At 68.5% G+C, this 26234-nt stretch carries 24 protein-coding genes; 15 read left to right on the top strand and 9 right to left on the bottom strand.

Features of this window, described 5'->3' with window-relative positions:
• Positions 1-120 precede the first annotated feature (120 nt).
• The 4 genes from E0H75_RS27010 (at position 121) to E0H75_RS26995 (ending at position 4107) form a co-directional block, all read left to right on the top strand.
• Positions 121-417, top strand: coding sequence for a LuxR C-terminal-related transcriptional regulator (locus E0H75_RS27010; RefSeq protein ID WP_238163301.1), 297 nt, complete (start codon positions 121-123; stop codon positions 415-417).
• Between the two features lie 237 nt (positions 418-654).
• Complete coding sequence (mshB, locus tag E0H75_RS27005; RefSeq protein ID WP_131516441.1) at positions 655-1566, top strand: N-acetyl-1-D-myo-inositol-2-amino-2-deoxy-alpha-D-glucopyranoside deacetylase; 912 nt, start codon at positions 655-657, stop codon at positions 1564-1566.
• A gap of 72 nt (positions 1567-1638) precedes the next feature.
• Positions 1639-2157: a flavin reductase family protein gene (locus E0H75_RS27000; RefSeq protein WP_238163300.1), complete on the top strand. Its 519-nt coding sequence runs from the start codon at positions 1639-1641 to the stop codon at positions 2155-2157.
• 171 nt (positions 2158-2328) lie between these two features.
• Complete coding sequence (locus E0H75_RS26995; protein WP_131516439.1) at positions 2329-4107, top strand: VanW family protein; 1779 nt, start codon at positions 2329-2331, stop codon at positions 4105-4107.
• Between the two features lie 17 nt (positions 4108-4124).
• Here the strand turns inward: E0H75_RS26995 and E0H75_RS26990 are convergent, their stop codons facing one another.
• On the bottom strand, positions 4125-4574 hold the full coding sequence (locus tag E0H75_RS26990) for a type II toxin-antitoxin system PemK/MazF family toxin (RefSeq protein ID WP_131516438.1): 450 nt from the start codon (positions 4572-4574) through the stop codon (positions 4125-4127).
• 53 nt (positions 4575-4627) lie between these two features.
• Here E0H75_RS26990 and E0H75_RS26985 point away from each other — a divergent pair, with 53 nt between their 5' ends.
• The gene (locus E0H75_RS26985) at positions 4628-6010 is read left to right on the top strand and encodes an MFS transporter (protein ID WP_238163299.1); all 1383 of its coding nucleotides are present in this window, start codon (positions 4628-4630) and stop codon (positions 6008-6010) included.
• Here the strand turns inward: E0H75_RS26985 and E0H75_RS26980 are convergent.
• Complete coding sequence (locus E0H75_RS26980; RefSeq protein ID WP_238163298.1) at positions 5992-6930, bottom strand: GNAT family N-acetyltransferase; 939 nt, start codon at positions 6928-6930, stop codon at positions 5992-5994. The two genes, E0H75_RS26985 and E0H75_RS26980, sit on opposite strands and share 19 nt — an antisense overlap.
• 127 nt (positions 6931-7057) lie before the next feature.
• On the opposite strand from E0H75_RS26980, the gene fdxA reads away from it, so the two are divergent.
• On the top strand, positions 7058-7384 hold the full coding sequence (gene fdxA, locus E0H75_RS26975; protein ID WP_131359246.1) for a ferredoxin: 327 nt from the start codon (positions 7058-7060) through the stop codon (positions 7382-7384).
• A gap of 124 nt (positions 7385-7508) precedes the next feature.
• Here fdxA and E0H75_RS26970 read toward each other — a convergent pair whose 3' ends face one another.
• Together E0H75_RS26970 and dapD are read right to left on the bottom strand one after the other, a co-directional pair.
• The gene (locus tag E0H75_RS26970; protein ID WP_131516437.1) at positions 7509-8486 is read right to left on the bottom strand and encodes a VldE C-terminal domain-containing protein; all 978 of its coding nucleotides are present in this window, start codon (positions 8484-8486) and stop codon (positions 7509-7511) included.
• A 112-nt stretch (positions 8487-8598) separates the two neighbouring features.
• Positions 8599-9537, bottom strand: coding sequence for a 2,3,4,5-tetrahydropyridine-2,6-dicarboxylate N-succinyltransferase (gene dapD, locus E0H75_RS26965; protein WP_131516436.1), 939 nt, complete (start codon positions 9535-9537; stop codon positions 8599-8601).
• 72 nt (positions 9538-9609) lie between these two features.
• On the opposite strand from dapD, the gene E0H75_RS26960 reads away from it, so the two are divergent.
• From E0H75_RS26960 to E0H75_RS26945, 4 genes are read left to right on the top strand one after another with little or no spacing between them, the layout of a single operon-like run.
• Entirely contained in the window at positions 9610-10470 is an 861-nt protein-coding gene (locus E0H75_RS26960; RefSeq protein WP_131516435.1) for a nucleoside hydrolase, read from the top strand.
• A 41-nt stretch (positions 10471-10511) separates the two neighbouring features.
• Positions 10512-11348: a phosphotransferase family protein gene (locus tag E0H75_RS26955; RefSeq protein WP_131516434.1), complete on the top strand. Its 837-nt coding sequence runs from the start codon at positions 10512-10514 to the stop codon at positions 11346-11348.
• Entirely contained in the window at positions 11345-12238 is an 894-nt protein-coding gene (locus tag E0H75_RS26950) for a Rossmann-fold NAD(P)-binding domain-containing protein (RefSeq protein WP_131516433.1), read from the top strand. Before E0H75_RS26955 ends, E0H75_RS26950 begins: the two co-directional genes overlap by 4 nt.
• An 18-nt stretch (positions 12239-12256) precedes the next feature.
• Positions 12257-15364: a GH92 family glycosyl hydrolase gene (locus E0H75_RS26945; RefSeq protein WP_131516432.1), complete on the top strand. Its 3108-nt coding sequence runs from the start codon at positions 12257-12259 to the stop codon at positions 15362-15364.
• A gap of 702 nt (positions 15365-16066) precedes the next feature.
• Here E0H75_RS26945 and E0H75_RS26940 read toward each other — a convergent pair.
• The 3 genes from E0H75_RS26940 to E0H75_RS26930 form a co-directional block, all read right to left on the bottom strand.
• Positions 16067-17074: a LacI family DNA-binding transcriptional regulator gene (locus E0H75_RS26940; RefSeq protein WP_131516431.1), complete on the bottom strand. Its 1008-nt coding sequence runs from the start codon at positions 17072-17074 to the stop codon at positions 16067-16069.
• A gap of 138 nt (positions 17075-17212) precedes the next feature.
• Entirely contained in the window at positions 17213-18172 is a 960-nt protein-coding gene (locus tag E0H75_RS26935) for a ribokinase (RefSeq protein ID WP_131516430.1), read from the bottom strand.
• Entirely contained in the window at positions 18169-18831 is a 663-nt protein-coding gene (locus E0H75_RS26930; protein ID WP_238163297.1) for a KpsF/GutQ family sugar-phosphate isomerase, read from the bottom strand. Before E0H75_RS26930 ends, E0H75_RS26935 begins: the two co-directional genes overlap by 4 nt.
• Before the next feature lie 226 nt (positions 18832-19057).
• On the opposite strand from E0H75_RS26930, the gene E0H75_RS26925 reads away from it, so the two are divergent.
• The 4 genes from E0H75_RS26925 to E0H75_RS26910 are packed head-to-tail and all read left to right on the top strand — an operon-like array spanning position 19058 to position 24227.
• Positions 19058-20437 carry an ABC transporter substrate-binding protein gene (locus E0H75_RS26925; protein ID WP_131516429.1) on the top strand — a complete coding sequence of 460 codons (1380 nt, stop codon included), beginning with the start codon at positions 19058-19060 and terminating at the stop codon, positions 20435-20437.
• Positions 20437-21393, top strand: coding sequence for a carbohydrate ABC transporter permease (locus E0H75_RS26920; RefSeq protein WP_131516428.1), 957 nt, complete (start codon positions 20437-20439; stop codon positions 21391-21393). The genes E0H75_RS26925 and E0H75_RS26920 overlap by 1 nt, the downstream gene beginning before the upstream one ends.
• A complete protein-coding gene (locus E0H75_RS26915) occupies positions 21383-22180 on the top strand; it encodes a carbohydrate ABC transporter permease (protein WP_131359222.1) in 798 nt (265 codons plus the stop codon). Before E0H75_RS26920 ends, E0H75_RS26915 begins: the two co-directional genes overlap by 11 nt.
• Positions 22181-22190: 10 nt before the next feature.
• Entirely contained in the window at positions 22191-24227 is a 2037-nt protein-coding gene (locus tag E0H75_RS26910) for a DUF4185 domain-containing protein (protein ID WP_131516427.1), read from the top strand.
• Positions 24228-24231: 4 nt separating this feature from the next.
• On the opposite strand, the gene E0H75_RS26905 is transcribed toward E0H75_RS26910, so the two are convergent.
• Both E0H75_RS26905 and E0H75_RS26900 read right to left on the bottom strand, forming a co-directional pair.
• Positions 24232-24900, bottom strand: coding sequence for a maleylpyruvate isomerase family mycothiol-dependent enzyme (locus E0H75_RS26905; RefSeq protein ID WP_131516426.1), 669 nt, complete (start codon positions 24898-24900; stop codon positions 24232-24234).
• Positions 24891-25550 (bottom strand): pyridoxine/pyridoxamine 5'-phosphate oxidase, encoded by a 660-nt coding sequence (locus E0H75_RS26900; protein WP_131516425.1) that lies wholly within the window; start codon positions 25548-25550, stop codon positions 24891-24893. Before E0H75_RS26900 ends, E0H75_RS26905 begins: the two co-directional genes overlap by 10 nt.
• 93 nt (positions 25551-25643) lie before the next feature.
• Here E0H75_RS26900 and E0H75_RS26895 point away from each other — a divergent pair, with 93 nt between their 5' ends.
• Positions 25644-26228 carry a CGNR zinc finger domain-containing protein gene (locus E0H75_RS26895; RefSeq protein ID WP_131516424.1) on the top strand — a complete coding sequence of 195 codons (585 nt, stop codon included), beginning with the start codon at positions 25644-25646 and terminating at the stop codon, positions 26226-26228.
• Positions 26229-26234: the final 6 nt, after the last annotated feature.

The raw sequence follows: 26234 nt of genomic DNA, 5'->3' as shown, positions 1-26234 counted from the left end.
TCGGGCCTTCGTGATGCGACAGTCACGGTTTGTATGGGTCAACTGTATGGGTTGTACCTGGTGAGCGGTCTGGACCGGCCGGAGAATCGTGACCGTTACTTACCGGGGAGGAGTACAGGCATGTCGGTGTACCAGGCCGTTCCCGCCCTGCGGCGGGAGGACATCGCGCCGGAGCTCGTCTGCGAGGTGTACGAGCTGGGATCGCGGCGTCGTACCCCCGCGGCGGTGAAGGAGCTGACCAGTCGCCAGGTGGCGATCGGCCGGATGATGTCCACCGGCGCCAAGGACGCGGCGATCGCCCGGGAACTGGGCCTCTCGCTGCGGACCGTCCGGGCCGAGATCAGCGCGCTGATCGCCGGTCTCGGGGCCAGATCCCGCTTCCAGGCCGGCTGTCTGCTCGTCCGCCGGTTCGGCTGATCCCCTTCCCCGGGCTTCGGGTCCGGGGAAGACCGGCGCTGCGGACCCGGCTGACCACCCTTTCAGCCGCTGACCCCCCTGTGTGCAGCGCCGGACCCGTCGCGGTCCGGGCGATGCCCGGGCCTCAACCAGGCGCAGCGCCCGGGCCGCGACCAAGGTTGTTGTCGAGTTGTCGGCGAGCCGTGACAGTCCCGGCGAGCCAGAAAAGCTGTCGGCGGGCCGACGTAGGCTTTCGGCATGAGTGAGCTACCTGACCGCCGGCTGCTGCTGGTGCACGCCCACCCGGACGACGAGACCATCAACAACGGCGTGACGATGGCGCGTTACGTGGCCGAGGGCGCCGCTGTCACGCTCATCACCTGCACGCTCGGTGAAGAGGGTGAGGTGCTCGTCCCGGACCTCGAACACCTGGCCGCCGACCAGACCGATCAGCTCGGTGAGCACCGGATCGGCGAGCTCGCCGCCGCGATGGCCGAGCTCGGCGTCACCGACCACCGCTGGCTCGGCAGTGCCGGGAAGTACCGCGACACCGGGATGATCTACAACGACAAAGGCAACGCCGCCGTCCCGCTGGAGACCCGCAAGGACAGCTTCTGGCAGGCCGACCTGCTCGCCGCGGCCGATGACCTGGTCCCGGTCATCCGCGAGGTCCGCCCCCAGGTCCTGGTGACGTACGACGAGTACGGGAACTACGGTCACCCCGACCACATCAAGGCCCATCGCGTCGCGACGTACGCCGCTGCCCTGGCGGCCGCCCCGTCGTACCGGGAGGACCTCGGCGAGGCCTGGGACATCGCGAAGATCTACTGGATCGCGATGGCGGAGTCGCGGATGCGCGAGAGCCTGCGCCGGCTGCGCGAGGCCGGTGACACGACGACGTTCGAGGGCATGGATCCGGACGGTCCGATGGGTCCGCCGATCACGCCGGACCGGCTGATCGACTGCGTCATCGACGGCGACGAGTTCCTGGATCGCAAGATGAACGCGATGAAGGCGCACGCCACCCAGATCACCGTCGACGGGCCGTTCTTCGCGCTGTCGAACAACAACGGCAACCAGGTCTGGGCCTCGGAGTCCTATCGCCTGGTCAAGGGCACCGCGGCACCCGGCCCGGACGGCCTCGAGCACGACCTGTTCGCGGGACTGTAGGGCCGTGCGGGCGTGACCGTTCCCACACACTCGGTTGAGGCGTCAACCTTCCTGCGGGCATAGTCTGCAATGGTGTCCTCGTCGGAGCCCAGTGGGAGCGTCGCGCCCGCCGACTTCCGTGCTGCGCTCGGCCGGTTCGCCTCCGGCATCACGATCATGAGCACGCTCCAGGACGGCGTCGCGCACGCGATGACAGCGAACGCGTTCACGTCCCTCTCGCTCGACCCGCCACTGGTGCTGGTCTGCGTCGACAAGGGCGTCCGGATGCATGCCGCCGTACTGGACTGTGGATATTGGGCCATGTCGGTGCTGGCGGGGGATCAGCAGCCGATCGCGGACCGGTTCGCCCGCTCCGGCCGGGATCTGTACAGCCAGTTCGACGGGATCACGACGTCGGCCGGCCCGAAGACCGGCTGCGCGGTGCTGGAGGGGGCTCTGTCCTGGCTCGAGTGCCGGACCTGGGCGACGTATGACGGCGGCGACCACACCATCGTGGTCGGTGAGGTTCTGAGCCTCGGCCTGGGTGAGCCGGCCGATCCGGGCGCGCTGATCTACCACGCGAGTCACTACCGGAAACTGCCCGGAGCCTGAGCGTTAGACCGCACGTCGCGCGGCTACGGGCAATCCGGGGCATGTCGGGCCACCCCCGGCCAGGACGGGCCCGCCCCGGCGGCAGAAGAGGCCTGATCTGTCCCGTAAGATGTCCCCTCGTGTCCCGAGCGGACGCGGCCTGTACACGGTTTGAGTGGAGGACTCTGTCCGGTGGGGAAGAAGCAGCTAGCGGGGATCATCGCCGCTGCTGGGTTTGGCGTGGTCGTAGTGGGCTACGGCGCGGCGTTCGCGTTCGCGGGCGACAAGATTCCCGGTGACACCACGGTGCTCGGCATCCCGGTCGGCGGGATGTCCGAGGGCGATGCCAAGGCCAAGCTCGAGGCCGGGCTGAAGGACCGCCTGGCCCAGCCGATGCCCCTCAAGGCCGGCCAGTCGAAGTTCGAGGTGAACCCGGCCGATGCCGGTCTCAGCCTGAACCTGGCCGCCACCGTCAACGCCGCAGGCGCGGGCCGCAGCCTGGCCCCCGGCCGCATCTGGCATGCCCTGACCGGCGGTGGCGCCGTCGACCCGGTGGTCACCGCGGACGACGCGAAGCTGAAGGCCGCCGTCGACAAGCTCGCCACCCAGGTGAACCGTCCGGCCACCGAAGGCACCATCACCTTCAAGGAAGCCACGCCGGTCCAGCACGCACCCGCCGAGGGCCTCCAGTTGGACAACGCGAAGGCGGCGGACGCACTCGTCGCCGCCTACCCGGCCGGTGACACGCCCGCCGACCTTCCGGTCAACGTGACCAAGCCGCAGGCCGGCACGGACGCGATGGACAAGGCACTGAAGGACTTCGCCGAACCGGCCATGTCCGGCCCGGTCCGGCTGACCGTCGGGAACAAGTCCGCCGAGCTGCAGCCGAAGGAGTTCGGGCCCGCGCTGACGGTGACCGTCAAGGACGGCAACGCCACCCCGGCCCTGAACACGAAGATGCTCGAGCCGCTGTTCCAGGCGCGGTTCAAGACGCTGGAGACGCTGCCCAAGGACGCCACGGTCCAGATCGTCGGGACCACGCCGAAGGTCGTTCCGGCCGTCGACGGCATCGTGGTCGACCGGGCCAAGGTGGGACCCGCGATCCTCGCGGTGCTGCCGAAGCCGCAAGGCGAGCGGCGGGCCGCGGTCGGGCTGACCCACACCAAGGCGAAGGTGACCACCGAGGCTGCCGCCGCGCTCGGGATCAAGGAAGTGATGGGGGAGTTCACCACCACCTTCCCGCACGCGCCGTACCGGAACGTGAACATCGGCACCGCGGCGGCCAAGATCAACGGCACCCTGGTGAAGCCGGGCGACACGTTCAGCCTGAACAAGATCGTCGGCGAGCGGACCAAGGAGAACGGCTTCACCGAGGGCAACATCATCAGCGGCGGGAAGTTCGTGCTCGACCTCGGCGGTGGCGTGTCGCAGTCGGCGACGACCACGTTCAACGCGGCGTTCTTCGCCGGGCTGAAGGACGTCGAGCACAAGGCGCACAGCGTCTACATCAGCCGCTACCCGATCGGCCGGGAAGCGACAGTGGCCTGGCCGACGGTGGACCTGAAGTTCCTCAACGACTCCGGGCACGGCGTGCTGGTGCAGACGATCTTCAAGGCGTCGACGCCGGGCAGCGCGGGCAGCATCACGGTGAAGATCTGGGGCACCAAGGTCTGGGACATCACCGCGGGCCAGTCGGGGAAGCGGAACCCGCGCGCACCGAAGGTGGTCTACAACGCCGATGCCAAGTGCCGGCCGCAGGCGCCCACCGCCGGGTTCGACATCACGGTCTTCCGGTACTTCGCGAAGAACGGCGTACGGCAGAAGACCGAGTCGTTCACCACGAAGTACAACGCGGCCGACGACATCCGCTGCGGTCCCAAGCCCGGCACTACCCCGACGCCGCCCGGCACCAGTACGCCGCCAGGCTTGAACAAGCCCAGCCAGGGCGCCACCACCCGCCCACCGAGCTGATCCGGGCCGGGGCTGCGTCAGCTCCGGTGGATCCTGTGGAGTTCGGCGGCTACCTGGTTGAACAGGTCCTCGCCGATGACGGCGCCTTCGCGGCGGACCTGACCAGGGTCGATGCGCAGCACGCGGTCCAGGCGGACCTCGCTGTTGCGGCCTTCCTTGTCCCAGGCGCCGCTGCCGATGTCCATCCAGATCCGGCCCCAGCGTGCCTCGTCGGCGGCGTCCCGGTCGTGATCCTTGCTGGTCAGGATCAGCGCCAGCAGCCATGGACCGTCCGACCCGACCACCAGCACCGGCCGGTCCTTGCCGCGGTGATGGTCCTCCTCGAACGGCACCCAGGTCCAGACGATCTCGCCCGGGTCCGCCACCCCGTCGTCCGGGTGCGGCGTGTACTCCACGTGCACCGTTTCCTCGAAGTCCCCCGCGTACTCCGGCCGCTCCGCCACGTGATCCGCCCTGTGATCCGACATGGCACCTGAGCCTAACGCCCTCACATCACACCGGCCTCACACGTTCCAGCCGTGTGGAAAACACCCTGCACGACACGAAGACGGTCAATCGGGCCGCGATCCTGGCTGTACTGCTCACCGGGCAGTTCATGGCGAACATCGACACCGCGGTCGCGAACATCGCCGGCCCGTCGATCGGTGCCGATCTGCACGCCTCGGAGGGTGCGGTCGGACTGGTCGTTTCCGGGTACGTCGTCGCGTTCGCCGTCCTGCTCATCACCGGCGCCCGGCTCGGCTCGTCGCTCGGCTACCGGCGTACGTTCCTCCTCGGCTTGCTGGTGTTCACGGCAGCCTCGCTGGCCTGCGGGCTCGCGCCCGAGATCGTCTCCCTCGTCGTCGCCCGCTTCGTCCAGGGCGCCGGCGCCGCGCTGATGGTCCCGCAGGTCCTCAGCGGCATCCAGTTGCACTTCCACGGCCGGGACCGGCTGAAGGCGCTGGGCTACTTCTCGATCGCCTTGTCCGGTGGGGCTGTGCTCGGTCAGATCCTCGGCGGCGTACTCATCGCGGCCGACCTGTTCGGCACCAGTTGGCGGCCGATCTTCCTCGTCAACATCCCCATCGGCCTGGCGCTCCTGGTCGCCGGCCGCCGCCTGCTCCCCGCTGACCGGAGCACCGATCGCGATCCGCTCGACCTGGTCGGCGTACTCACCCTTTCCGCCACGGTCCTGCTCGTGATCGTCCCGCTCCTGCTGGGTTCCGAACGCGGCTGGCCGACCTGGTCCTGGATGTGCCTCCTGCTGAGCCTCCCCGCCCTGGCCTTCTTCGAGTACGGCGAACGCCGCGGGGCCGCCCGCGGTGGTCGCCCCCTGATCGCGAGGCAGGTGCTCCGGAACCCGGCCGTCCGGGCCGGCATGCTCGCACATGGCTGCACAACGGGCACGTACTTCGCTCTGCTCTTCGTCCTCGCCCTCTACCTCCAGGCCGGGCTGCACAAGGGGCCGGCGTACTCGGGCTTCGCCATGGTCGTCTGGGTGGCGGCGTTCGGGCTGGCCGGGCCGATCATCCCGCGGCTGCGCAGGGGAGTGCGGTGGATGCCCGTCATCGGCTGTCTGGTCCTCGCGGCCGGCTACGTGTCGGTGCTGGCCTATCTGCAGCTTGGTGGCCGGACCGGACCGCTCCTGTTCGCGCTGCTCGGCGTCGGCGGCCTCGGGCTAGGCATCAGCGCCAACACTCTGATCGGAGCAGTCACCTCGAGCATGTCCCCGCAGTACGCCGCGGACCTGTCCGGCGTGGTCGCCACCAACGCACAGCTGTCCGGCGCTCTCGGGGTCGCTCTGGCCGGTTCTACCTACGCAGCGCTCGCCTCGAACCCCAGTACGGCGCTGAGCGTCGTACTGGTCGGGTTCATCGTGCTGACGCTGGTGGGGGCGGCTGCGGCTCAGCGCTTGGTCAGATAGCGGTAGCGGTACGCGTCCGCATAGCCAAGCCTGCGGTAGGTGGCCATGGCGGCCGTGTTCTCCTCCACGACCTCCAGATAGGTACGGCGGCCTCCCAGCGGCCCGGACCACCTGGCCAGACCCTGGACGAGCGCCGTACCCAGGCCACGGCGGCGGTACGACGGGTCCACCCGGATGGCATCGATACCGAGCCAGTGCCCCGTCATCGACCCCCGCCCGACGGCCACTGTGCGGCCGTCCAGGGTGATCGAGGCGAACACGGCCTTCGGCGCACCCTCCATCACGGCCGGGGCAGCCTCGGGCACCGGTCCGTCGAACGCGGCGGCGTACCACGCGTTGCTGGGGTGCTCCGCGATCAGTGCGTCGTACTGCGGGGAGGCGTTCACGTGGTCCAGGGTGGTGTGCAGGACGAAGGTGTCCGACTGCTCCGGGCGGGCGTCGATCCACCCCTGGGCAAGGAATTCGGCCGCTTCCGGGCTGCCGACGCGGACGAGTGCCAGCGGGGGCAGGCCGCGCTCGTCGTAGAAGGCTTCAGCGTGCTTGAGCGCCTCGGCGACCGGCATGCCGGGGTTTCCGGCCGGGAGCAGCGAGTTGCCCCGGCCGGTCCAGCCGGAAGATGCCCGCAGCAACCACTGGCCGACGTACGCCGTCTCGGCCGCGGGCCGGCCCAGGGCGGTGGTCAGGAAGAGCTGCTCGACGTCCACCGGGCGCAGCGGCATCTCCGGGATCCGTTTGGCCGCCGCCACGTCGGCGGTCGCGACCTGGTGCAGACTGCTGTCCGCGTGCCGTACGACCAGGCCGGAGGGGTCCCAGGACTGCAGAACGCCGATCACGTCGGTCAGTCCGCCCGGGATCCGGTGCCGGACGACGACACGGTGGCCGATATCACGGACCCAAAGTCCTATCTGGGGGCCTGACACGATGCGGACTCCTGGCAGAGTGGGCGAAGTACTACCGTGATACTAGATACCTTGCATTGAGCACAGCATCACCGCATCGCAGCACCCCAGATCAGCGCTGCGCTTGCCTGCCATAGGAGGAGTAGCAGTGACCTACGTCATCGCGCAGCCGTGTGTTGACCTGAAGGACCTCGCCTGCGTCGAGGAATGCCCCGTCGACTGCATCTACGAGGGCAACCGGATGCTGTACATCCACCCCGACGAGTGCGTCGACTGCGGAGCCTGCGAGCCGGTCTGCCCGGTGGAGGCGATCTACTACGAGGACGACACCCCGGAGCAGTGGAAGGACTACTACACCGCGAACGTCGACTTCTTCAACGACCTGGGCTCCCCCGGCGGCGCCTCCAAGATGGGCAAGATCGACAAGGATCACCCCTTCATCGAGGCCCTGCCCCCGCAGGAGCACGACGAGTAAGGCTGAAAAGCCAAAGGCGGGGGTGGAGGAGTCGAGGCCCTGCCCCCACAGGAGCACGACGAGTAGTTCTTTGGTTACCTAGTGTGGCGAGTACTCCAACCGGGGTGCTCGCCACATGCTTTGACTACTGCTCTTGGACGTCGACGTGGACGTGGTCGAGGTGGCGGAGGATGGCTGGGTCGCCGGAGCGTTCGGGCGGGGTGTAGTCGCGCCACCCGCTGTCGGAGCGCCCACCGGCCGTCCAGATCTTGTCGCTGAAGATCACCGTCTTGATCTTCAGCAGGTCCGCCCGCGCCACCAGGTACTGCGCCATCGCCCAGCCCTTGGTCGTGTTCGTCGTCGAGATCGGCCGGACGAACACATCCACCGCCCGGCCGTCGTAATGCGCCGACCCCTCCATGTGCCCGGACTGCACCCCACCCGGCGCATACCCACCGGTCGACAGCTTCCCGAATGTCTCGAGCAGATCCGCGCGTACGGCCTCCGCCCGCGGCGTCAGCCCGCTGCGGCCGACCACCTCCTGCTTCACCGAGTCGGTGTTCACCGTGCAGGCGAACACGCTCTTCGACTGCCCGGTCAGCGCCGAGGCGAGCACCCGCGCATCCGCTTCGTGATCCGCGTAGGCGTTCGGGAACGCGCTGCGCTGGACCCGGTCGGCCGCCACCGTCACCGCGAGCGTCTGGTAGTTCTTCACCTTCACCAGCGCGTCGTAGAACTTCCCGGCCGCGTAGTGCGGGTCCTGCACCTGCTTCGCCGTACCCCAGCCCATGGACGGCCGCTGCTGGAACAGCCCCAGCGAGTCCCGATCCCCGTGCGCAAGATTTCGCAGGCCGGACTCCTGGTACGCCGTCGCCAGCGCAATCGTCGCCGCCCGAGCCGGCAGTCCCCGGCGTACGGCGACCCCCGCGATGATCGCGGCCGACTCCGCCTGCTCCGGGTCCAACTCGACAGTGGTCCCGTTGACCGTGGCCGTGCACTGCTCCTTGGGCGGCAGCAACGGCCCGATCCCCTTGTCTCCGACCCACCGGACCGTCAACCCGATGGCCAGCGCGAACACACCGACAGCGCCCATTGCCACCAGGGCACCACGCTTCAACGGCATACCGCTCCCAACGTGCGGGGGCGGGGGTCGGGTTCCGAGGTGTCGGTCACGAAGTGGTTGACGTGCGGAACGTGCGGTTGGTTGGCGTTCCGCACGCGTTGTTGCTCACCCGTCACGCGTTGGCGTGCAGGGCTTCGTTGAGCGTGATGCCCTCACCCTGCCGCGGCCGCGCCTCGACGGCACCGGTGACCGAGTTGCGGAGGTACAGCAGCCCGGGCTGCCCGGACAGGTCGCGGGCCTTGACCATGCTGCCGTCGGGGAGGGTGACCTTGGTGCCGGCGGTCACGTACAGCCCCGCCTCGACCACGCAGTCGTCGCCGAGCGAGATGCCGGTGCCGCCGTTCGCGCCGAGCAGGCAGCGCTTGCCGATCGACACCACCTGGGTGCCGCCGCCGGACAGCGTGCCCATGATCGACGCGCCGGCGCCGATGTCGCTGCCGTCGTCGACCACCACACCGGCCACGATCCGGCCCTCGACCATCGACGTACCGAGCGTGCCGGCGTTGAAGTTCACGAAGCCCTCGTGCATCACGGTGGTCCCGGAGGCCAGGTGCGCGCCCAGCCGGACCCGGTCGGCGTCGCCGATCCGGACACCACTCGGTACGACGTAGTCCGTCATCCGCGGGAACTTGTCGACGCTCGCCACGCTCAGGTGCTGGCCGGCTGCGCGGGCCCGCAGCCGCACCTGCTCGATGTCCTCGACCGGGACCGGGCCGAGCGACGTCCACGCGTTGTTCGGCAGCGCGGCGAAGATGCCGTCCAGGTTGAGGCCGTGCGGGCGGACCAGCCGGTGCGACAGCAGGTGCAGCCGCAGGTACGCGTCCGCGGTGCCCGCCGGCGCCTGGTCCAGGGTGATCTCGGCCGTCACCACCTCACGCCGTACCTGCCGGATCTCGTCGTTGCCCTCGGCAGCGATCAGCTCGGCCGGCGCCTTGGCGTCGTCCGGCCGTGAGCCGAGCTCGGGCGCCGGGTACCAGACGTCGAGGACGGTCCCGTCGGCGGAAACGGTGGCGAGGCCGAAGCCCCAGGCGTGCGTGGCATTCTCGGTCATGCCCACAAGCCTGCCAGACGGCCCGCGCCGCTCCAGAGGCCGGTGCACCGGTGGCTGTGGTCACATGGACGGATGCAGACGGCATCCTCGCTGACCTTCGACACCGATCTCGGCTCCGACGTCGACGACGTCCTCGCGCTGGCGACGATCCTCGGCTCGCCCGAACTCGATCTCGCCGCCGTCACCACCGTGTACGGCGACACGCTCGTGCGGGCCCGGATGGCCGCGCGGGTGGCGACGGTCGCTGGTCGCGCCATCGACCCGATCGTGCCTGGCCGTACCGAGACCCGCTCCGGCCGGCCGGTCTGGTGGGCCGGTCACGAAGGCGCCCTTCTTCCTGACCTGGACCGCGAGACCGTCGCTACCGACACCGATCCGATCGGAGTGCTTGCCGCCTCACCGACGGTTGTCGCGGTCGGCCCGTTGACCAATGTGGCGGAAGCCGTCGAGCGGCCCGGGCACCAGATCGAGCAGTTGTGTGTCATGGGCGGCGACTTCTTGTCGGCCGATGCAGAGCACAACATCAAGTGCGACGTCGACGCGGCCGCGGCCGTGTTCGCCAGCGGAGTGCCGGCGACGGTCATCGGTATCGACCAGACGTCACGGCTCCGGTTGGGTGGCGCCGTCGTGGCCGAGTTCGAGGCCGCCGGACCGCTCGGGCAGTTGCTTGGCGCGGAGATGCGGCAGTTCTGGAGCTTCTCCGCGTCGGACTCCAACGTCCCGCACGACCCGGCCGCGGTACTGATGCTGACCGATCCGGACCTGTTCACGTTCGCCACCGGCCGGATCGAGGTCGACGAGGCTGGGATCACCTCCTTCACACCGGGGGACGGGCCGCACCGGATCGTCGCCGATCTCGACGCCGAGCGGGTCGCCCAGCGCATCGTGGACCGGATCCTCGTCGCCTGTGCAGGCAGCCCGAACCCTTCGTAAATCGGCGGCGGCAGCTCAGCCGGTCGTGATCTACTGGCCGGATGCTTCCGGCGTGGCTCTCGCATGTTGACGGACCGGTACTGCGGGCTACGGAGGCTCCGTCGATCGAGGCGTTGCACGGCGAGTTGCTGCGGCAGTGGGGATCGTCGGAGGTCTGGCGGCTGTCGTACGGACTGCGCAGTGTGATCGTGAAGCGGGGGACGGACAGTCAGTCCGGCGAGGGAACGGCGTACGAGCGGTTCGTCATCCCGTTGGGTTTGCCGGCACCGGAGCTGATCCACGCCGAGGACGGCATGCTCGTGCTCGCGGACGTGGGCCGGGTGACGCTGGAGCAGGAGCCGTCGGCTGAGGGTTTCCTTGCCGCGGCCGAGTTGCTGGCCGAGATTCGCTCGCGCGCCGTATCAGGGCCGAGTGGGTTTCCGCCGCAGCGGGTCAAGGAGTTGGCTGATCGCATCGAGCGGATCTCGTTCGACGTCGGGCCGTTGACCGAGGCACTCGCTGCGCTGCACCGGGATGCACCGTTCGGAGTCGTCCACGGTGACTTCGTGCCGAAGAATCTCGTCACCGACGGCACCCGATGGACCGCGGTCGACTGGCCGCTGGCGTACGTCGCGCCGTACCTCAGCGACCTGTACACCCTGGTCCGCGATGCGACCGCACTCGGTCACGACCGCGGACCGATCGTCGCCCACTACGTCGAGATCGCCGGCGCGGATCCGTTCCTGGTCGACCGTCAACTGCTCGCCGGCGGCGCCTGCTTCTGCCTGCTCGCACTCGACTTCGTCGTCACCGAGGGCCAACGCACGATCCCGGATTCCGGCTCCTGGATCGCCCCGCTCCTGGCCGAGCTCGAGGATCTCCTGGACCAGCTCTCGTGAGACTGCTCGTCCTCGGCGGCACGAAGAACCTCGGCCGTCACGTGGTCGAGGCCGCCCTCCGCGACGGTCACGACGTGACGCTGTTCAACCGTGGCCTGACCAACCCCGAGCTGTTTCCTGAGGTACGACGCTTGGTCGGCGAGCGGGCCGCGCCGGACGTGCTGGCGACGGGGGAGTGGGACGGCGTCATCGACATGTCCGGCTTCCTGGTTCCACAGGTCCGGCGGAGTGCGGAGCTGCTCCGGGATCGTGTCGGCCACTACACCTACATGTCGTCGATCGCCGTCTACGCCAGCAAGGTGACGCCGGGTATGGACGAGTCGGCTCCGCTGCTGGACTGGCCGGACGGTGCGCCCGAGGACGAGTTCACGATGGACATCTACGGGCCGTCGAAGGTGCGCTGCGAGTCGTTGCTGTCGGCCACTTTCGGCGAGCGGGCCGCGGCGGTTCGGTCCGGCTTCGTGGTCGGTCCGTACAACCCGGACTTCGGCAACTGGGGCACCGCTCTTGCACATGAGACGCGGATGGAGTCCGCTGCCCGGCCGTCGCAGCCGGTCCAGTACGTCGATGCCCGCGACCTGGCCGACTTCCTGCTCCGGCTCACCACCGAGCGCGTGAGCGGCCCGTTCAACGCGGTCGGGCCGACCCGGACGATGGCGGAGTTGGCCGACGCCTGGCGTTCCGTCGTACCCGATGCTGCTCCGGTGGACTGGTCGCCGGCCGTCGATCGCTTCCACCTGCCGCACGACGGGAGCAACGACGGGACGTTCCGGCTCGACAACCGGCGGGCGTTGGCGGCGGGACTCCGGCTGCGGGCGGACGAGGAGATCGCGCGCGACTATGTGGCGTGGGTCCAGGATGGGAACGTCCCGCCTCCGCCGCCGCACTGATCCGTAGCATTGCCTCCCGTGATCATCGAGACAGGTGGAGGGCCGGTCGGCCCGACCAGCCCGAGCGGCGCCGGCTTCAGCAGTGTCGACGCGACCCGCTACTCCGGTACGACGGGCGGCCGTCAGGAAGCGGCGCTTCAAGTGGTGGGTGGACTGCTGCAGGTCAGGGACCGGCTGCGGTACAAGATCTACCCGGAGCTCGACGAGCAGCTCGGCTACTCGGCGACGTACGCCGTGGTGGACCTGGTCTTCACCGACGGCACTCGCCTGTCCGATCTCGACGTCACGGACCAGTACGGGATGCCGTTCGACGCGGCCGGCCAGGGCGCGGCCAAGATCCTCTACGCGAACCAGTGGAACGACGTACAGGTCGACCTCACCCCGGCGGCCGGGAAGACCGTCGACCAGGTGCTGCTCGTGGTCGACGCCCCTTCAGGGCCTTTCGAGGGCTGGCTCGACGACATCGAGATCGCGCCGGCGCCGGCCCGGCTGGACGGCACGGACCTGGTCGCGTCCGTCGACACCCGGCGCGGCACCAACGCCAGCCACGACTTCTCCCGCGGCAACACGCTGCCGATCACCGCCTGGCCGAACGGCTTCAACTTCCTCACGCCGGTGACCGACGCGTCGACCCACCGCTGGCCGTACGAGTACCACCGCGCGAACAACGCCGACAACCGGCCGGAGCTGCAGGGCCTGTCGTTCTCGCACCAACCCAGCCCGTGGATGGGCGACCGGGACCAGCTGACGATCATGCCCGTGGCCGCGACCGAGCCGCTCGGCGATCCGGCCGAACGCGCGGCCGCCTTCAGCCACGATGACGAGATTGCTCGGCCGGACCTGTACTCGGTCCGCCTTGCGAACGGCGTACTGGCCGAGCTGGCTCCGACCGATCATGGCGCGATCTTCCGGTTCGACTTCCCGGGTGATGCGGCCGGCCGGCACTTGGTGTTCGACACGATCGACGAGAACGGCGCCTTCAGCTTCGACGGGACTGCGCTGACCGGCTGGGTCGAGAACGGCTCGGAGTTCGGCCGGACGCGGATGTACTGCTACGGCGTCTTCTCGTCGGCGCCGGTGGGTTTCGGGCCGACTGTTGGTGGCCGCGACAACGCGCGCGCCGCTTCCTTCGCCGCGGTCGACGGAGTCACGTTGCGGATCGCGACGTCATTCATCGGCGTCGACCAGGCGCGCCACAACCTGTCGCTCGAGCTCGAGGGCCGGTCCTTCGAGGACATCCAGCAGGCCGCTTGGGAGGCCTGGAGCGAACGGCTTGCGGTGATTCGCCCCGAGGGTGCGACCGAGCCGCAGCTGCGCACGGTCTACGGCAACCTCTACCGGCTCAACCTCTACCCGAACAGCCACTTCGAGAACGCCGGCACTATTGACGAACCGGACTACCGCTACGCCAGCCCGGTCACCGCGCCCGAGGCCGATCGGGCGGTGGAGAAGTCCGGAAAGATGTACGTCAACAGCGGTTTCTGGGACACATACCGGACCGCGTGGCCGGCGTACGCGTTCCTCTACCCGTCGCTGGCGGCGGAGTTCGTCGACGAGTTCGTGCAGCAGTACCGCGACGGTGGCTGGATCGCGCGCTGGTCGTCGCCGGGCTACGCGGACTGCATGACCGGGACCAGCTCCGACGTGTCCTTCGCGGATGCCTACCTGAAGGGCGTCGAGCTGCCGGACCCGTTGGCGACGTACGACGCCGGGCTCCGCAACGCCACCGTCGGGCCGGAGGCGACAGAGGTCGGGCGGAAGGGCGTGGAGACGGGGTTCTTCACCGGGTACGTGAGCACCGACACCGAGGAGAGCGTGTCCTGGTCGCTCGAGGCGTACCTGAACGACTTCGGCCTCGCCGAGATGGCCGCCCGCCTCGCCGACGATCCAGCAGTTCCGGCCGCTCGTCGCGCTCAGCTCGCGGAGGAAGCGGAGTACCTGCGCCGGCGATCGCTGAACTACGTGCTGCTCTTCGACGACGCCGTCAACTTCTTCCAGGGCCGTCGGCCGGACGGTACGTTCGCGAAGACGCCCGAGGAGTTCGACCCGTGCGAGTGGGGCGGTGACTTCACCGAGACCGACGGCTGGAACTTCGCCTTCCACGTCGCCCACGACCCACGCGGCCTCGCCAACCTGTACGGTGGCCCGCGCGGCCTGGAGGCGAAGCTCGACGAGTTCTTCGCCACGCCGGAACTCGCGGTGAAGAAGGGCACCTACTCGATCGTCATCCACGAGATGCTCGAGGCCCAGGCCGTCCGGATGGGTCAGTTCGGCTTCAGCAACCAGCCGGCCCACCACATCGCCTGGATGTACAACTACGCCCGCGCACCCCACAAGACGCAGGCCATCGTCCGCGAGGTCCTCGACCGCCTGTACGTCGGCGAACAGATCGGCCAGGGCTACCCCGGCGACGAGGACAACGGCGAGATGTCCGCGTGGTACCTGTTCGCTGCCCTGGGCATCTATCCGCTCCGCGTCGGCGCCCCCGAATACGCGATCGGCTCGCCGCTCTTCTCCCGCACCGTCGTCACCCCGCTGGGCGGCTCGCCGATCACCATCACGGCGTCCAACGTCCAACACCCTTACGTCCAAGACCTCCTGGTCGACGGCAAACAGTTGCCCACCGCCTCAATCGGAGACGCCGAACTCCGTGCCGCCCGCCAGATCGACTTCGTCCTCGGGCCCGAACCGTCCGACTGGGCGACCCTGGCCACCCCACCCTCCATCACCCAGGACGACGCCGTCCCCACCCCTCTCGTCGACCTGATCCCGCACGACCCCGGCAACCCCCTCTTCGACAACACCTCCACCACCGAGGTCACCTTCGACACCCCCACCCCCACCATCGCGTGGTCCCTCCCCACCCCCGTCACCCCGTCCTTCTACACCCTCACCTCAGGCACCGGCGGCACCCCCACCGCCTGGCACCTCGAAGCCTCCACCGACAACACCACCTGGACCGTCCTAGACACCCGAACCAACCAGTCTTTCCCCTGGCCCCACCAAACCCCCCCCCTCAAAATCCCCACCCCCGCCACCTACCAGCACTACCGCCTAACCATCACCGCCGCCACCACCGACCTAACCCTCAGCCAACTCGAACTCCTCCACAAAGCTGGCGGCTGACCTCCTGCCGTCTCCGGCGGCGCGCAGAAAGGACACCGCTACGCGGCGGCTGCTGTCCCGCCGCCTCCGGCGGCGTTCGCAGACCGGAGCCGAGTTCCATACGCGATAGGCGCCAGCAACTCCCGCGGCGCCCGCCAGCTACCGACCCCGCCAGCTATCGACCCGTCCAGCTGTCGACCCCGCCCGCCATCGACCCCGCCTGCGGGCGGACCACCTGACCCGTCGGGGTTTGTCCCCGCCCGAACCGTTGGCCCGGTCCTCACCAGCGTCTGCCCGTACGTAAGGACAGGAGGTAGTCCCCCTCTGACACCCTGGCCCCGCTTGGCGTCGCCTGCGCGAGCCGGCTTCAGGCGACTACCTCCTGTCCTTAGGTACGCCAGCAGCGGCTGACCCATACCTGATCGGCGTGGCGGGCTATCGCCCCGCGCGGATGTGCTCCCAGACCCGTCCGCGCCGGACCCTCCCGCCGATCGCCCCTGTTCGCGACACCGTTGGGCCAAGGAAGTAGCCGCCGCCGAAGGCGTTGGTTGCACGAGGTGCGGATGGTCCGCCCAGCACCCTGCTCGTCAAACGATCCGCGCCGGCCGCCGGAGGCGGCCGATGGGACAGCCGCCGCGAAGCGGTGTCCGATCTGCGTTCCTCGTGCGCGGGTTGCTGGCGGGAGGGCGGTGTCCTTTGCCGGGTGTCCGACCTCGTGCTGTCTCAGCGTTTCTTGGTTCTTGGGGCTGAGGTGGCTCGGATGTGGAGTTCGGTGCGGAGGGTGACGGTCGAGGGTGGGCGGCCGGGGGAGGCGGTGCGGTCTTTGAGGAGGAGGCCGGCGGTTCGGCCTAGTTCGTACGTCGGCTGGGCCACCGTTGTCAGGCTGGGTACGACGAGGTCTGCCCACGGGATGTCGTCGAAGCCGACGACCGCGATGTCGGCCGGAGCGCGGAGGCCCTTCTTCGCAAGGCATTCCAGCGCACCGACCGTCATCAGGTTGTTCGTGACGAACAGCGCCTCGGGTGGCTCGGCGAGCTCGAGCAGGCTCTCCATCGCCGCATATCCACCGGCCTCGCGGAAATCCGCGTGCCGGACCAGGTCCTTGTTGTAGCGAATCCCACCGGCCCGCAACGCCGACCGATAACCAGCTAGTCGGTCCATTGCCGTGCTGACCTTCCGCGGTCCGGTGATGCACGCGATCCGCTGGTACCCACCGTCGATCAAGTGTTTGACGCCCTCGTGCGCACCGTGCTCGTTGTCGACCAGCACGGTGTCCGCCTCGACCCCGTCGACCCGGCGGTCGATCAGGACCAGCGGGATCTTCGCTGCTGCGAGCTGCTGGACGCCCTCGGCCGTCGACGTCGGCGAGATCACCACGCCGGCCATCTGGTCGGTCAGCACTGCCGAGGCGTACGCCGCCTCCTTGGCCGGGTCCTCGTCGGAGTTGCACAGTACGACGTGGTAGCCCTCGGTCTGCGCGACGTCCTCCAGACCACGGACGAGCGACGTGAAGAACGGGTTCTCGATGTCGGAGATGACCACGGCCCACAGGTTCGTACTGGACTTGCGCAGGTTCCGCGCGACGCCATTGGGCCGGTAGCCGAGCTCGGCCACCGCGGCCCGGACCTTCTCGGACAACTGCGGATCCACGTTGCGACGGCCGCTCAGCACCCGCGAGACAGTCGCCGGAGACACGCCCGATCTACGCGCGACGTCGTAGATCGTCGTCATGCCCGCTCCCCGCTGGAGATCCGATGGTCGTCTGGATCGCACTCTAACCCCGATCCAGCGCTAAGTGTCCGCGGAGTGAGGTGCGCACCTGGACACCAGCATCATTCGAGCTACGCCACTCCGCGGACACCAAGGATCTCATGGTGACGGCGGGCCGAGGCCGGTAGCCGCGCCGTCCAGGAGGGCGACGGCGGTCGCGCGGTCCGGCGCGGAGTCCGCGGCGCCGTTCACGGTGGTGGACAGAGCACCGGCGGCGTTGGCCAGCCGTACGGCGTCGATCAGCTCGGCACCGCCGGCCAGAGACGCGGCCAGCGACCCGCAGAAGGCGTCGCCGGCACCGACTGTGTCGACGGTCGCGACGCGGTGCGCCTCCACCCGTTCCTCGAAGTCCCGTGCCCGGTCCAGGACGTAGGCCCCGCGCGATCCCAGCGTCACGACGCACCCGCGCAGGTCCCACTCCTCGGCCAGCTTCCGCGCGATCGCGGGGACTTGCGATTCGTCGTCGCAGTTCAGCCCGGTCAGCGCGGCCGCCTCCACCTCGTTCGGGACCAGGATGTCGACGTACGACGCCAGCGTCGGATCGACCGGGCCGACGGGGGCCGGAGTGAGGATCGTGGTGACGTCCGCGGTCGAGGCGAGCCGGAGGGCAGCGTGGCTCGCCTCGACCGGGAGTTCGAGTTGGACGCTGAGGACCTTACTGGCGGTAAGTACGCCGGCCGCCGCCTCGACGTCGTCCGCGGTGATCGCCGCATTCGCACGGGACACGATGATGATCGAGTTGCCTCCGTCGGGCAGTACGAGCGGCAGACCGACCCCCGTGCCGAGTGACGGATGACGAACCACCCACGCGGTGTCGACGCCGTCGGACTCGAGCAGTTCGAGGAACTCCTCGCCGTACCGGTCCTCGCCGATGGTGCCGACGATCGCCGTCCGGGCACCCATCCGCGCGGCCGCGATGGCCTGGTTCACGCCCTTGCCGCCGAGGAACTCCGCGAAGCCGGTCCCGTGCAGGGTTTCGCCTGGCAGCGGTCGCCGCTCGGCCGACGCGACCAGATCCTTCATGAACGAGCCGAGCACGCAGACGTCGTACGAACTCATGCCTCGTCCCCCAGCAGACGCTTGCCGAGGGCACCTGATGGATGAAACCGGGCGAAGTCGTGGTGACTGAACTCCCGCAGTACGACGAGCGCGCAGGCGAGCGCATCGCCCATCGCTAACGAAGCCGTGGTCGACGCGGTCGGGGCGAGGTTCAGCGGGTCCGCCTCCTTCAGCACCATCGTGTCCAGCGTGTACGTCGCCAGCCGGGCCAGCGTCGACTCCTCGTTGCCGGTCATCGCGATCACCGGGATCTCCCGGTCCCGAAGCATCCGGGCGAACGCGCACACCTCGGCGGTCTCACCGGAGGCGGACAGGGCGAGGACCAGGTCGCGGGCTGTCACCGCACCGGAGTCGCCGTGCAGCGCGTCGCCGGAGTGGATGAACGTGGCCGGCGTCCCGGTGCTGGCGAGCGTGGCGGCGATCTTGCGGCCGACCAGCCCGGATTTGCCCAGGCCGGTCACCACCAGGTGACCTTCGCAGCCGGCGACGGCTGTCAGTACGTCGAGGAAGACCCCGTCCAACCGGTCCGCCAACGCGGACACCGCCGCGGCCTCGGTCTCGATCGCGTCCCGCGCCGCTTGCAATCCCCGTGCCACCAGGTCCCTGGACAGCTCGTCGGCCGTGCGGTGGGCGGTCGCACGGTTCGGCACAACTGGCATCCCAGCGCCTCTCATGTCAGAAATCGATTTCCGAAGAGTAGGCAGCCCGATCCGGCAGTGTCAACGTCTGCATCCAGGTCGAAACCCTCACGTGCACGAGGAAATCGGCCAGGTTGATCACATCGTCACCGGTTCGGGCCTTGACCGGCCAGGTCGTCGCTCGTAGATTGCGAGAAATCGATTGCCAATCCTCGGTCGTTCGAGAGCACACCCCCTGGAGCACGTGATGGCTGCAACACCCACTCCTGCAATCTGGCGCAGTCCTGCCAGGCAGCTCAGCCGCCGTTCGATCCTGCGCGGCGGCCTCGGCGCCGTCGCCGCGTCGGCGGCCGGCGTACCGCTGCTGTCCGCCTGTGGTGGCGACGACTCCGGCGGCAACGCCAAGGAGATGTCGTTCTGGAATTTCTACGGCCCGTCCGATGACCAGGGCCCACAGAGCAAGTGGTTCGTCGACACCGTCGCGGAGTGGAACAAAAACAACGACGTCAAGGTCAAGCTGCGCTACATCCCCGGCAAGGACTACCTGAACGGGACCACCCTGCAGACCGCGTTCCAGTCGGGACAGGGACCGGACATCTTCCTGATCAGCCCCGGCGACTTCCTGCGGTACTACAACGGCGGCGTCCTGCAGGACCTCGGCTCGGCGTTGTCCGACGAGTCCAAGGCCGACTACCTGCCCGGCCTGCTCGAGGCGCGCAGCGTCGACGGCAAGGTCTACGGCCTGCCGATGGAGATCGAGCCGCTGGCGATGTACTACAGCGAGACCGCGTTCGAGAAGGCCGGCCTGTCCGAGGCAGACCTGCCGAAGACCTGGGACCAGACCATCGCGGTCGCGGAGAAGCTGACCGGCAAGGACCGGTACGGCGTGATGTTCGAGACGCTGCCGGGCTACTACCAGAACTTCACCTGGTACCCGTTCCTCTGGCAGGGCGACGGTACGCCGATCAAGGACGGCAAGGTCGCGTTCGACTCGCCGGCCGCCGTCCAGGCACTGAAGTTCTGGCAGGACTCCATCCAGCACAAGGTGGCCCCGCGCAAGGCGCTCGGCGACGGCGGCGGTGACGTCGTGTCGAACCTCGGCTCCGGCGCGGCCGCGATGCAGCAGAGCGGCATCTGGGCGGTCGCGGACATGCGCGCCAAGGCCAAGACCTTCAAGTACGGCATCATTCCGCACCCGACCCCGGACGGCGGCAAGCCGGCCACCGACCTCGGCGGCTGGGCGTTCGTGGCCAACTCCAAGGGCGCGAACCCGGAGGCGGCGGCGAAGTTCATCACCTGGGCGCTCGGTTCGACCGATGCCGCCGGCATCGAACGGCAGCGGCAGTGGAACACCGTGGTGAAGACCAACCTGCCGCCGCGCAAGTCGGTGCAGCAGGCCGCGGACGCCAAGGGTGCGTTCGCCGACGGTGCGCTGAAGAAGTTCGTCAGCGAGATCGCGCCGACCGGCAAGCCGGAGCCGCGGTTCCCACCGGAGGTGTACCAGCCGATCGCGGACGCGATCCAGGCCTGCCAGCTGAACGCGGCCGACCCGGCCAAGGCGGCGGCTGACGCGGCGGCCAAGATCGACACGTTCCTGAAGACCTACCAGGGCGCGCCGATCAGCTGATGGTGACCACGACAGCCCCTCCCACCACCGCACGGAAGAAGGCCCAGGCTCCCAGAGCCAAGGCCGGGATGACGCGGAAACGGCGCGAGGCGTTGGCGGCGTACGCCTTCCTCGCGCCGGACACCATCGGCCTGCTGATCTTCGTCGCACTGCCGATGGTGCTGGCCTTCGGTGTCGCGTTCTTCAAGGTCGACGGCTTCGGCAACTACCAGTACGTCGGTCTGGCCAACTACAAGCTGATGGCCGGCGACGACCAGCTCTGGGCCTCGCTGAGGGTCACCGGGATCTACGTCGTCACGTTCGTGCCGATCGCGTTCGTGGTGAGCTTCGCGTTGGCCATGCTGGTGCGCAACCACTTCAAGGGCATCGGCTGGGTCCGCTCGGCGTTCTTCCTGCCGAACGTGGTCAGCCTGGTCGTGGTCGGCCTGATCTGGCAGTTCCTGCTGGTCGACAAGCGCGGCGCGCTGTCCAAGCTCCTCGCGCCGTTCGGCCTCGGCGACGTGTCCTTCCTCGGTACGCCGTCCCTTGCGTTGGGCACCTATGTGGTGATCAGTGTCTGGTTCCTGATGGGGTATCAGATGCTGGTCTTCCTGGCCGGTCTGAAGGACGTACCGAAGGAGCTCGAGGACGCCGCGCAGATCGACGGTGCGAGCTCGTGGCAACGATTCCGGTACGTGATCTGGCCGCTGCTGCGTCCGACCAGCTTCTTCGTCGTGGTCAACTCGACGATCGGCGCGGTCACCGGCCTGCAGGCGTTCGACCTGGTCTTCGTGCTCACCAAAGGCGGACCGGCCCGCGCCACCAGCACGGTCGTGCTCTACATCTACGAGCAGGCGTTCACGTTCAACAACATGGGGTACGCCGCCGCGCTGACCACTGTGGTCGTCGCGATCCTGGTGATCTGCACCGGCCTGATGTTCGGCTTCACCCGAGGAGGCCGCTTCGATGAGGATTAGATTCCTGCCCATCCTGGCGCACGTACTGGCGATCATCGCCGTACTGCCGCTGCTGTGGATCGCGATCAGCGCGCTCAAACCCGCCGAGGACGTCTTCAACTTCGGCTGGCCGACCACCTGGACGCTGGACAACCTGCAGTACGTGCTGCTGAAGATCCCGATGCCGCGGTTCATGCTGAACAGTGCGATCGTGTCGGTGGTCGTCACCGTGGTCGCGTTGTTCTTTCACTCGATGGCGGCGTACGCGCTGGCCCGGCTGCGGTTCCCGGGACGCGGGATCATCTTCTCCGGCATCATGTCGACGCTGCTGGTGTCGCTGCCGGTGATCCTGGTGCCGCTGTTCCTGGTGGCCAAGCAACTCGGCCTGCTGGACAGCTACGCCGGCCTGATCGTGCCCAGCATCTTCCATGCCTTCGGCATCTTCCTGCTCCGGCAGTACTACCTGAACATCCCGCGGGAGCTGGAGGAGGCGGCCGACCTGGACGGGTGCGGCTACTGGCGGCGGTACTGGAGTGTCATCCTGCCGCTCAGCCGACCCGTGCTGGCGTCGCTGTCGGTGCTGTTCTTCCTGGCCAACTGGAACGCGTTCCTGTGGCCGCTGACCATCACCAGGAACCCGGACCTGCGGGTGATCCAGCTCGGCGTGTCCGGGATGCAGGGGCAGTACGCCTCGGCCTGGAACCTCATTCTCGCGGCCGCCGTGATCGCGGCCATCCCGACGGTCGTGGTGTTCGTCGCGGGCCAGAAACGCCTGGTCGACGCGATGAAGACGACCGGCCTCAAGTAAAGGAACGCTCATGAAGCGTGGGGCTCTGCTTGCTGTCCTGCCGCTGGTCTTCGCAACGGCGACACTGCTCACCCAATCCTCCGGCTCCCCACCGGCCACCACTACGTCGACCGCGATCGGCACGGCACAGGTGGAGTCGAAGGGGACACCCAGCCCGAGCGACGGCGACCTGTGGCCGTCCTGCTGGGCCGGCAACGACAAGCTGTACGCCGCCAACGGCGACGGCAAGGGCTTCAGCCTGGACCAGGACTTCGCCGACATCGCTGTCAGCGAGATCAACGGGACGCCCGGGAGCTTGTCCGGGGCAACGATCTCGAAGGGCGACCAGGTCGGATCGATCTGGAGCGGTGCCGGGTACAACCGCAAACCCACCGGGATGGTGTGCGTCGGGGACACGATGTACCTGGCCGTCCAGGACCTCGCGCTGGACTTCAACGACGTACCGGCCGCGACGATCCTGAAGTCGACCGACCACGGGCGGACGTGGACGTGGGACAAGAGCAAGCCGATGTTCGACGACCATGTGTTCACGACGATCTGGTTCGCGGACTTCGGCAAGGGCGGTGCGCTCGCGCCGGACGGGTACGTCTATGCCTATGGGCTGGACGGGAACTGGCGGGACTCGTTCGACGACACGGTCGCGGATCCGCAGAGTGTCTTCCTGGCGCGGGTTCCTCGCGGGAAGGTCCAGGACCGGGGTGCGTGGAAGTTCTACACCGGATCCGGATGGTCGGCGAAGATCGCGGATCGCAAGCCGGTGCTGACGGATCAGCGACGGCTGTACGCGCAGACGTACGGGACGAACGCGTCGAACCTGAGTGTGATCAGTCAGGGCGGGGTCACGTACCTGGCTCAGCAGAAGCGGTACGTGTACACGTCCTGGACGGAGTACACGTTCGAGTTCTACGAGTCGCCGACGCCGTGGGGTCCGTGGAAGCACTTCATGAGCAAGGACTTCGGCGGGTATCCGTGGTCGACCTCGAAGTACGGCGGGTACGGCGTGACGATCCCGTCGAAGTTCGTCCAGCCGGACGGCAAGACGATGTACATCCAGGCGAATGTCTGCCCGTGCGGTGGTGGCGGGATCGGGACGTCGGTCTACAACTTCAACCTGCGCAAGCTGGTCTTGACGCCGTCCTCCGATGAGCCGGCTGACAATCTGCCCGGACCTGAGAACCTGGCGGCGCCGGCTACTGGTGCGGTCGCGATCTCGAAGTCGACGCAGTCGGGCAGTCTGGCGTTGATGAACGACGGTGCGACGACCGGGAGTGAGACCGACTTCGACGACGAGGTGAAGGGTGCGTCGTGGTGGGGTTACCAGTGGCCGTCTCGCCACAAGGTCAACAATGTGGAGTTCACTTCGGGCGCGGTGTCGGCGCAGGGTGGGTTCTTCACGGGCCGGCCGCGGGTGCAGGTTCGTCGGGATGGTCAGTGGGTCGAGGTCGGTGCGCAGACCGTGTCACCGGCGTACCCGGGCGATGTCTCGGCCGGCGCGAACACAGCGTACACGATCACGTTCCCTGCGCAGGAGACGGACGGAGTGCGGGTGATCGGACTGCCGGGCGGGACGCGGAGCTTCACGTCCGTGGCGGAGTTGGCAGTCAGGTACGTCGCTCAACTCGCTGACGGTGGGTTCGAAGGAACCGGCGGCGGGAAGCCGGCGTGGCTCTTCGAGGGTACGGCGGCCAACGGTGTCGACCGTGGACTCGGTTTCGCCCACTCCGGCGCGAACAACGGCTGGATCCGCTGCACCTGCACCGGTTTCAGCGCGCTCTATCAGACCATCCCCGTCACCCCAGGCACCACCTACACCTTCGGCTCCTGGGTCAACGCGTCCGCCAATCTGCCCGCTGACCAAGGCCGCTTCGGAGTCCGCAACGGCACCCAAGACCTGGCCTCAACGACCTTCGGTGCCGGCACCGGCTACGTCCACCACGAGGTAACGGTCAAGGTCCCCGAAGCAGTCCACGAACTAACCGTCTACGCAGGCTTCAACGCCCCCGGCGTAGACACCTTCATCCAGGTAGACGACTTCACAGTCGGCTGACGTTTCAGGGCCAGGGGAGTAGGTCCGGGATCGGGCCGTGGATTGGGTCGGTGGGGATGCGGCCGGCGTACCAGGCGGTGAGAGCGGGGAGGGGGCCGGTGAGGGTGACGGGGGTGCCGGTGCCGTTCTCCCAGGTGGGGGCGTCGGTTGGTTGGAGGGTCAGGTGGATCCCTTCGGGGGTGCGGGGGCGGAGGAAGTTCAGGAGGTGGAGGCAGAAGGCGGGCGGCCAGGTGGCAGGGGTGACGCCCAGGTTGAGGTCGGTGGTGTGGATGGTCAGTTCGCGCCAGGTGGTGTTGACGGCGGCGGCGATGTTGCTGTCCCGGTGGGTGATGGGGCGTTGCCAGTCATCCGGGCCGACCTTGTCCCAGGTGGCGAGTAGGGCGGTTGTTGCGGCAGCCAGATGCGACTTGAGTTCGGCGGCGGGGCGGTGTGCGCCGGCTTCGATAGCGGCCTCTCGGGCTGGGCGGCCGCCGTCGTAGAACTCGACCAGGCGACCCTGGAGGGCTTCCTCGACCTGCCGCGTCATCGCCGCGGAGAAGTTCGCGATGTGGGTGATCACGTGACCGCGGGACCAGCCGGGCAGGACGGACGCGCCGCGGGCGGTTTCGTCGTCCAGGTCCGTCACCAGCGCCGTCAGTTGCGTGACTGCTGTCTTGACGTCGTTCAGGGCCACAAGCGCTCCTTGGTCCAGGGAAGAGTCGGGTCGCTGAGCCGGTAGCGCAGGCGGAGATGCCGTCGGTCCGGATCCGCCTGCCAGAACTCCACCTCATCGGCCCGCAGCGTGTAGAGAGTCCAGTTCGCAGCGACCACACCAGGCTCGGCGTTCAACCGCTCGACCTGCTCCGCAACCGCCGCCTCGACCTCGGCCGGATCATCTAGTACGTCGCTCTGCCGCCCAGCCAGCGTCTCGGCGCGGGCAGGCACCGGACGAGACATGAAGTCCCGCGCCGAGTCCTCCGGATCCGCGGCCTCGACCGTCCCCGACACGCGGACCTGGCGCCCGAGCGGGATCCAGTAGAACGTCAGAGCGGCGTACGGCGTGCCCGCGAGCTCCTCGCCCTTCGGGCTGGTCGCCGACGAGGCGAACTGCCACCCGTCGTCGGTGACGTCCTTGAGGATCAGGACCCGCGCGTTCGGACGCCCGTCGGCGCGCACTGTCGACAGCGTCGCGGCACAAGGCTCCGGGATCTGCTGGTCGACCGCGGCGAGCAGCCACTCGACGAACAGTGGATGCGGTGTCTGCGGCGTACGAGCCGGATCGAACGCCGGCGGAGTACCGGTCAACGTCGGGACTGCGCGCAGTCTGGTGCGGAGGTCGGTCATCGAATGCCTAACGGTAGGTGCGGCCTGTCGCGTTAGTGACCCTAGAGCAGTCACTCACATGGCAGCAACCCGATATCCCGTTAGACTACGACCGTGAGCACGCTGGCTTTCGCTCTCGCGGCGACGATTCGGCACGACGGCAACGGCGGTGTCGCGGACCTTCTCGCGACGCCCGCCGACACAGACGCCTGGGTCGAGCAGCACGAGGATCTCGTCGCGGCGGTGCTCGGCCGTCCGTTCGAGGGCGCCGACGACTCGCGGGACGACCTCGTCCGGATCCGCAGCGCCGTACGAGCACTCTTCGCCCGAGCCGTCGCACCCCGACCTCCCAGTACGGCGGATGCGGATCGGCTCATGAATGCGGCGGCAGCACTGCGCATGGTGAACCGCGCTTCCGACCGGCTCGGGACAACCCAGTTGGACTGGCCCGAGGACGGCGTACCGATCACCCGATGGGCTGGGCGGACCGACGATCCGGTCGCGCTGCTGGTCGGCGCGGTGGGCCGTTCCGCGATCGACTTCCTGGCCAGCCCGGACCGCGCCCGGCTCCGGGCCTGCCCGGCTGCTCGCTGCGTCAAGTACTTCCTCCAGGACGATCCGCGCCAGACCTGGTGCTCCCCGTCCTGCGGGAACCGCGAGCGTGTGAACCGCCATTACCGTAAGCAGCACGGCCGATAGCCTGTG

Source organism: Kribbella capetownensis (genome assembly GCF_004331485.1).
Taxonomy (GTDB): domain Bacteria; phylum Actinomycetota; class Actinomycetes; order Propionibacteriales; family Kribbellaceae; genus Kribbella; species Kribbella capetownensis.
Note: the sequence above shows the minus strand (reverse complement) of the source record. Positions and strands in the feature narration are given on the sequence as shown.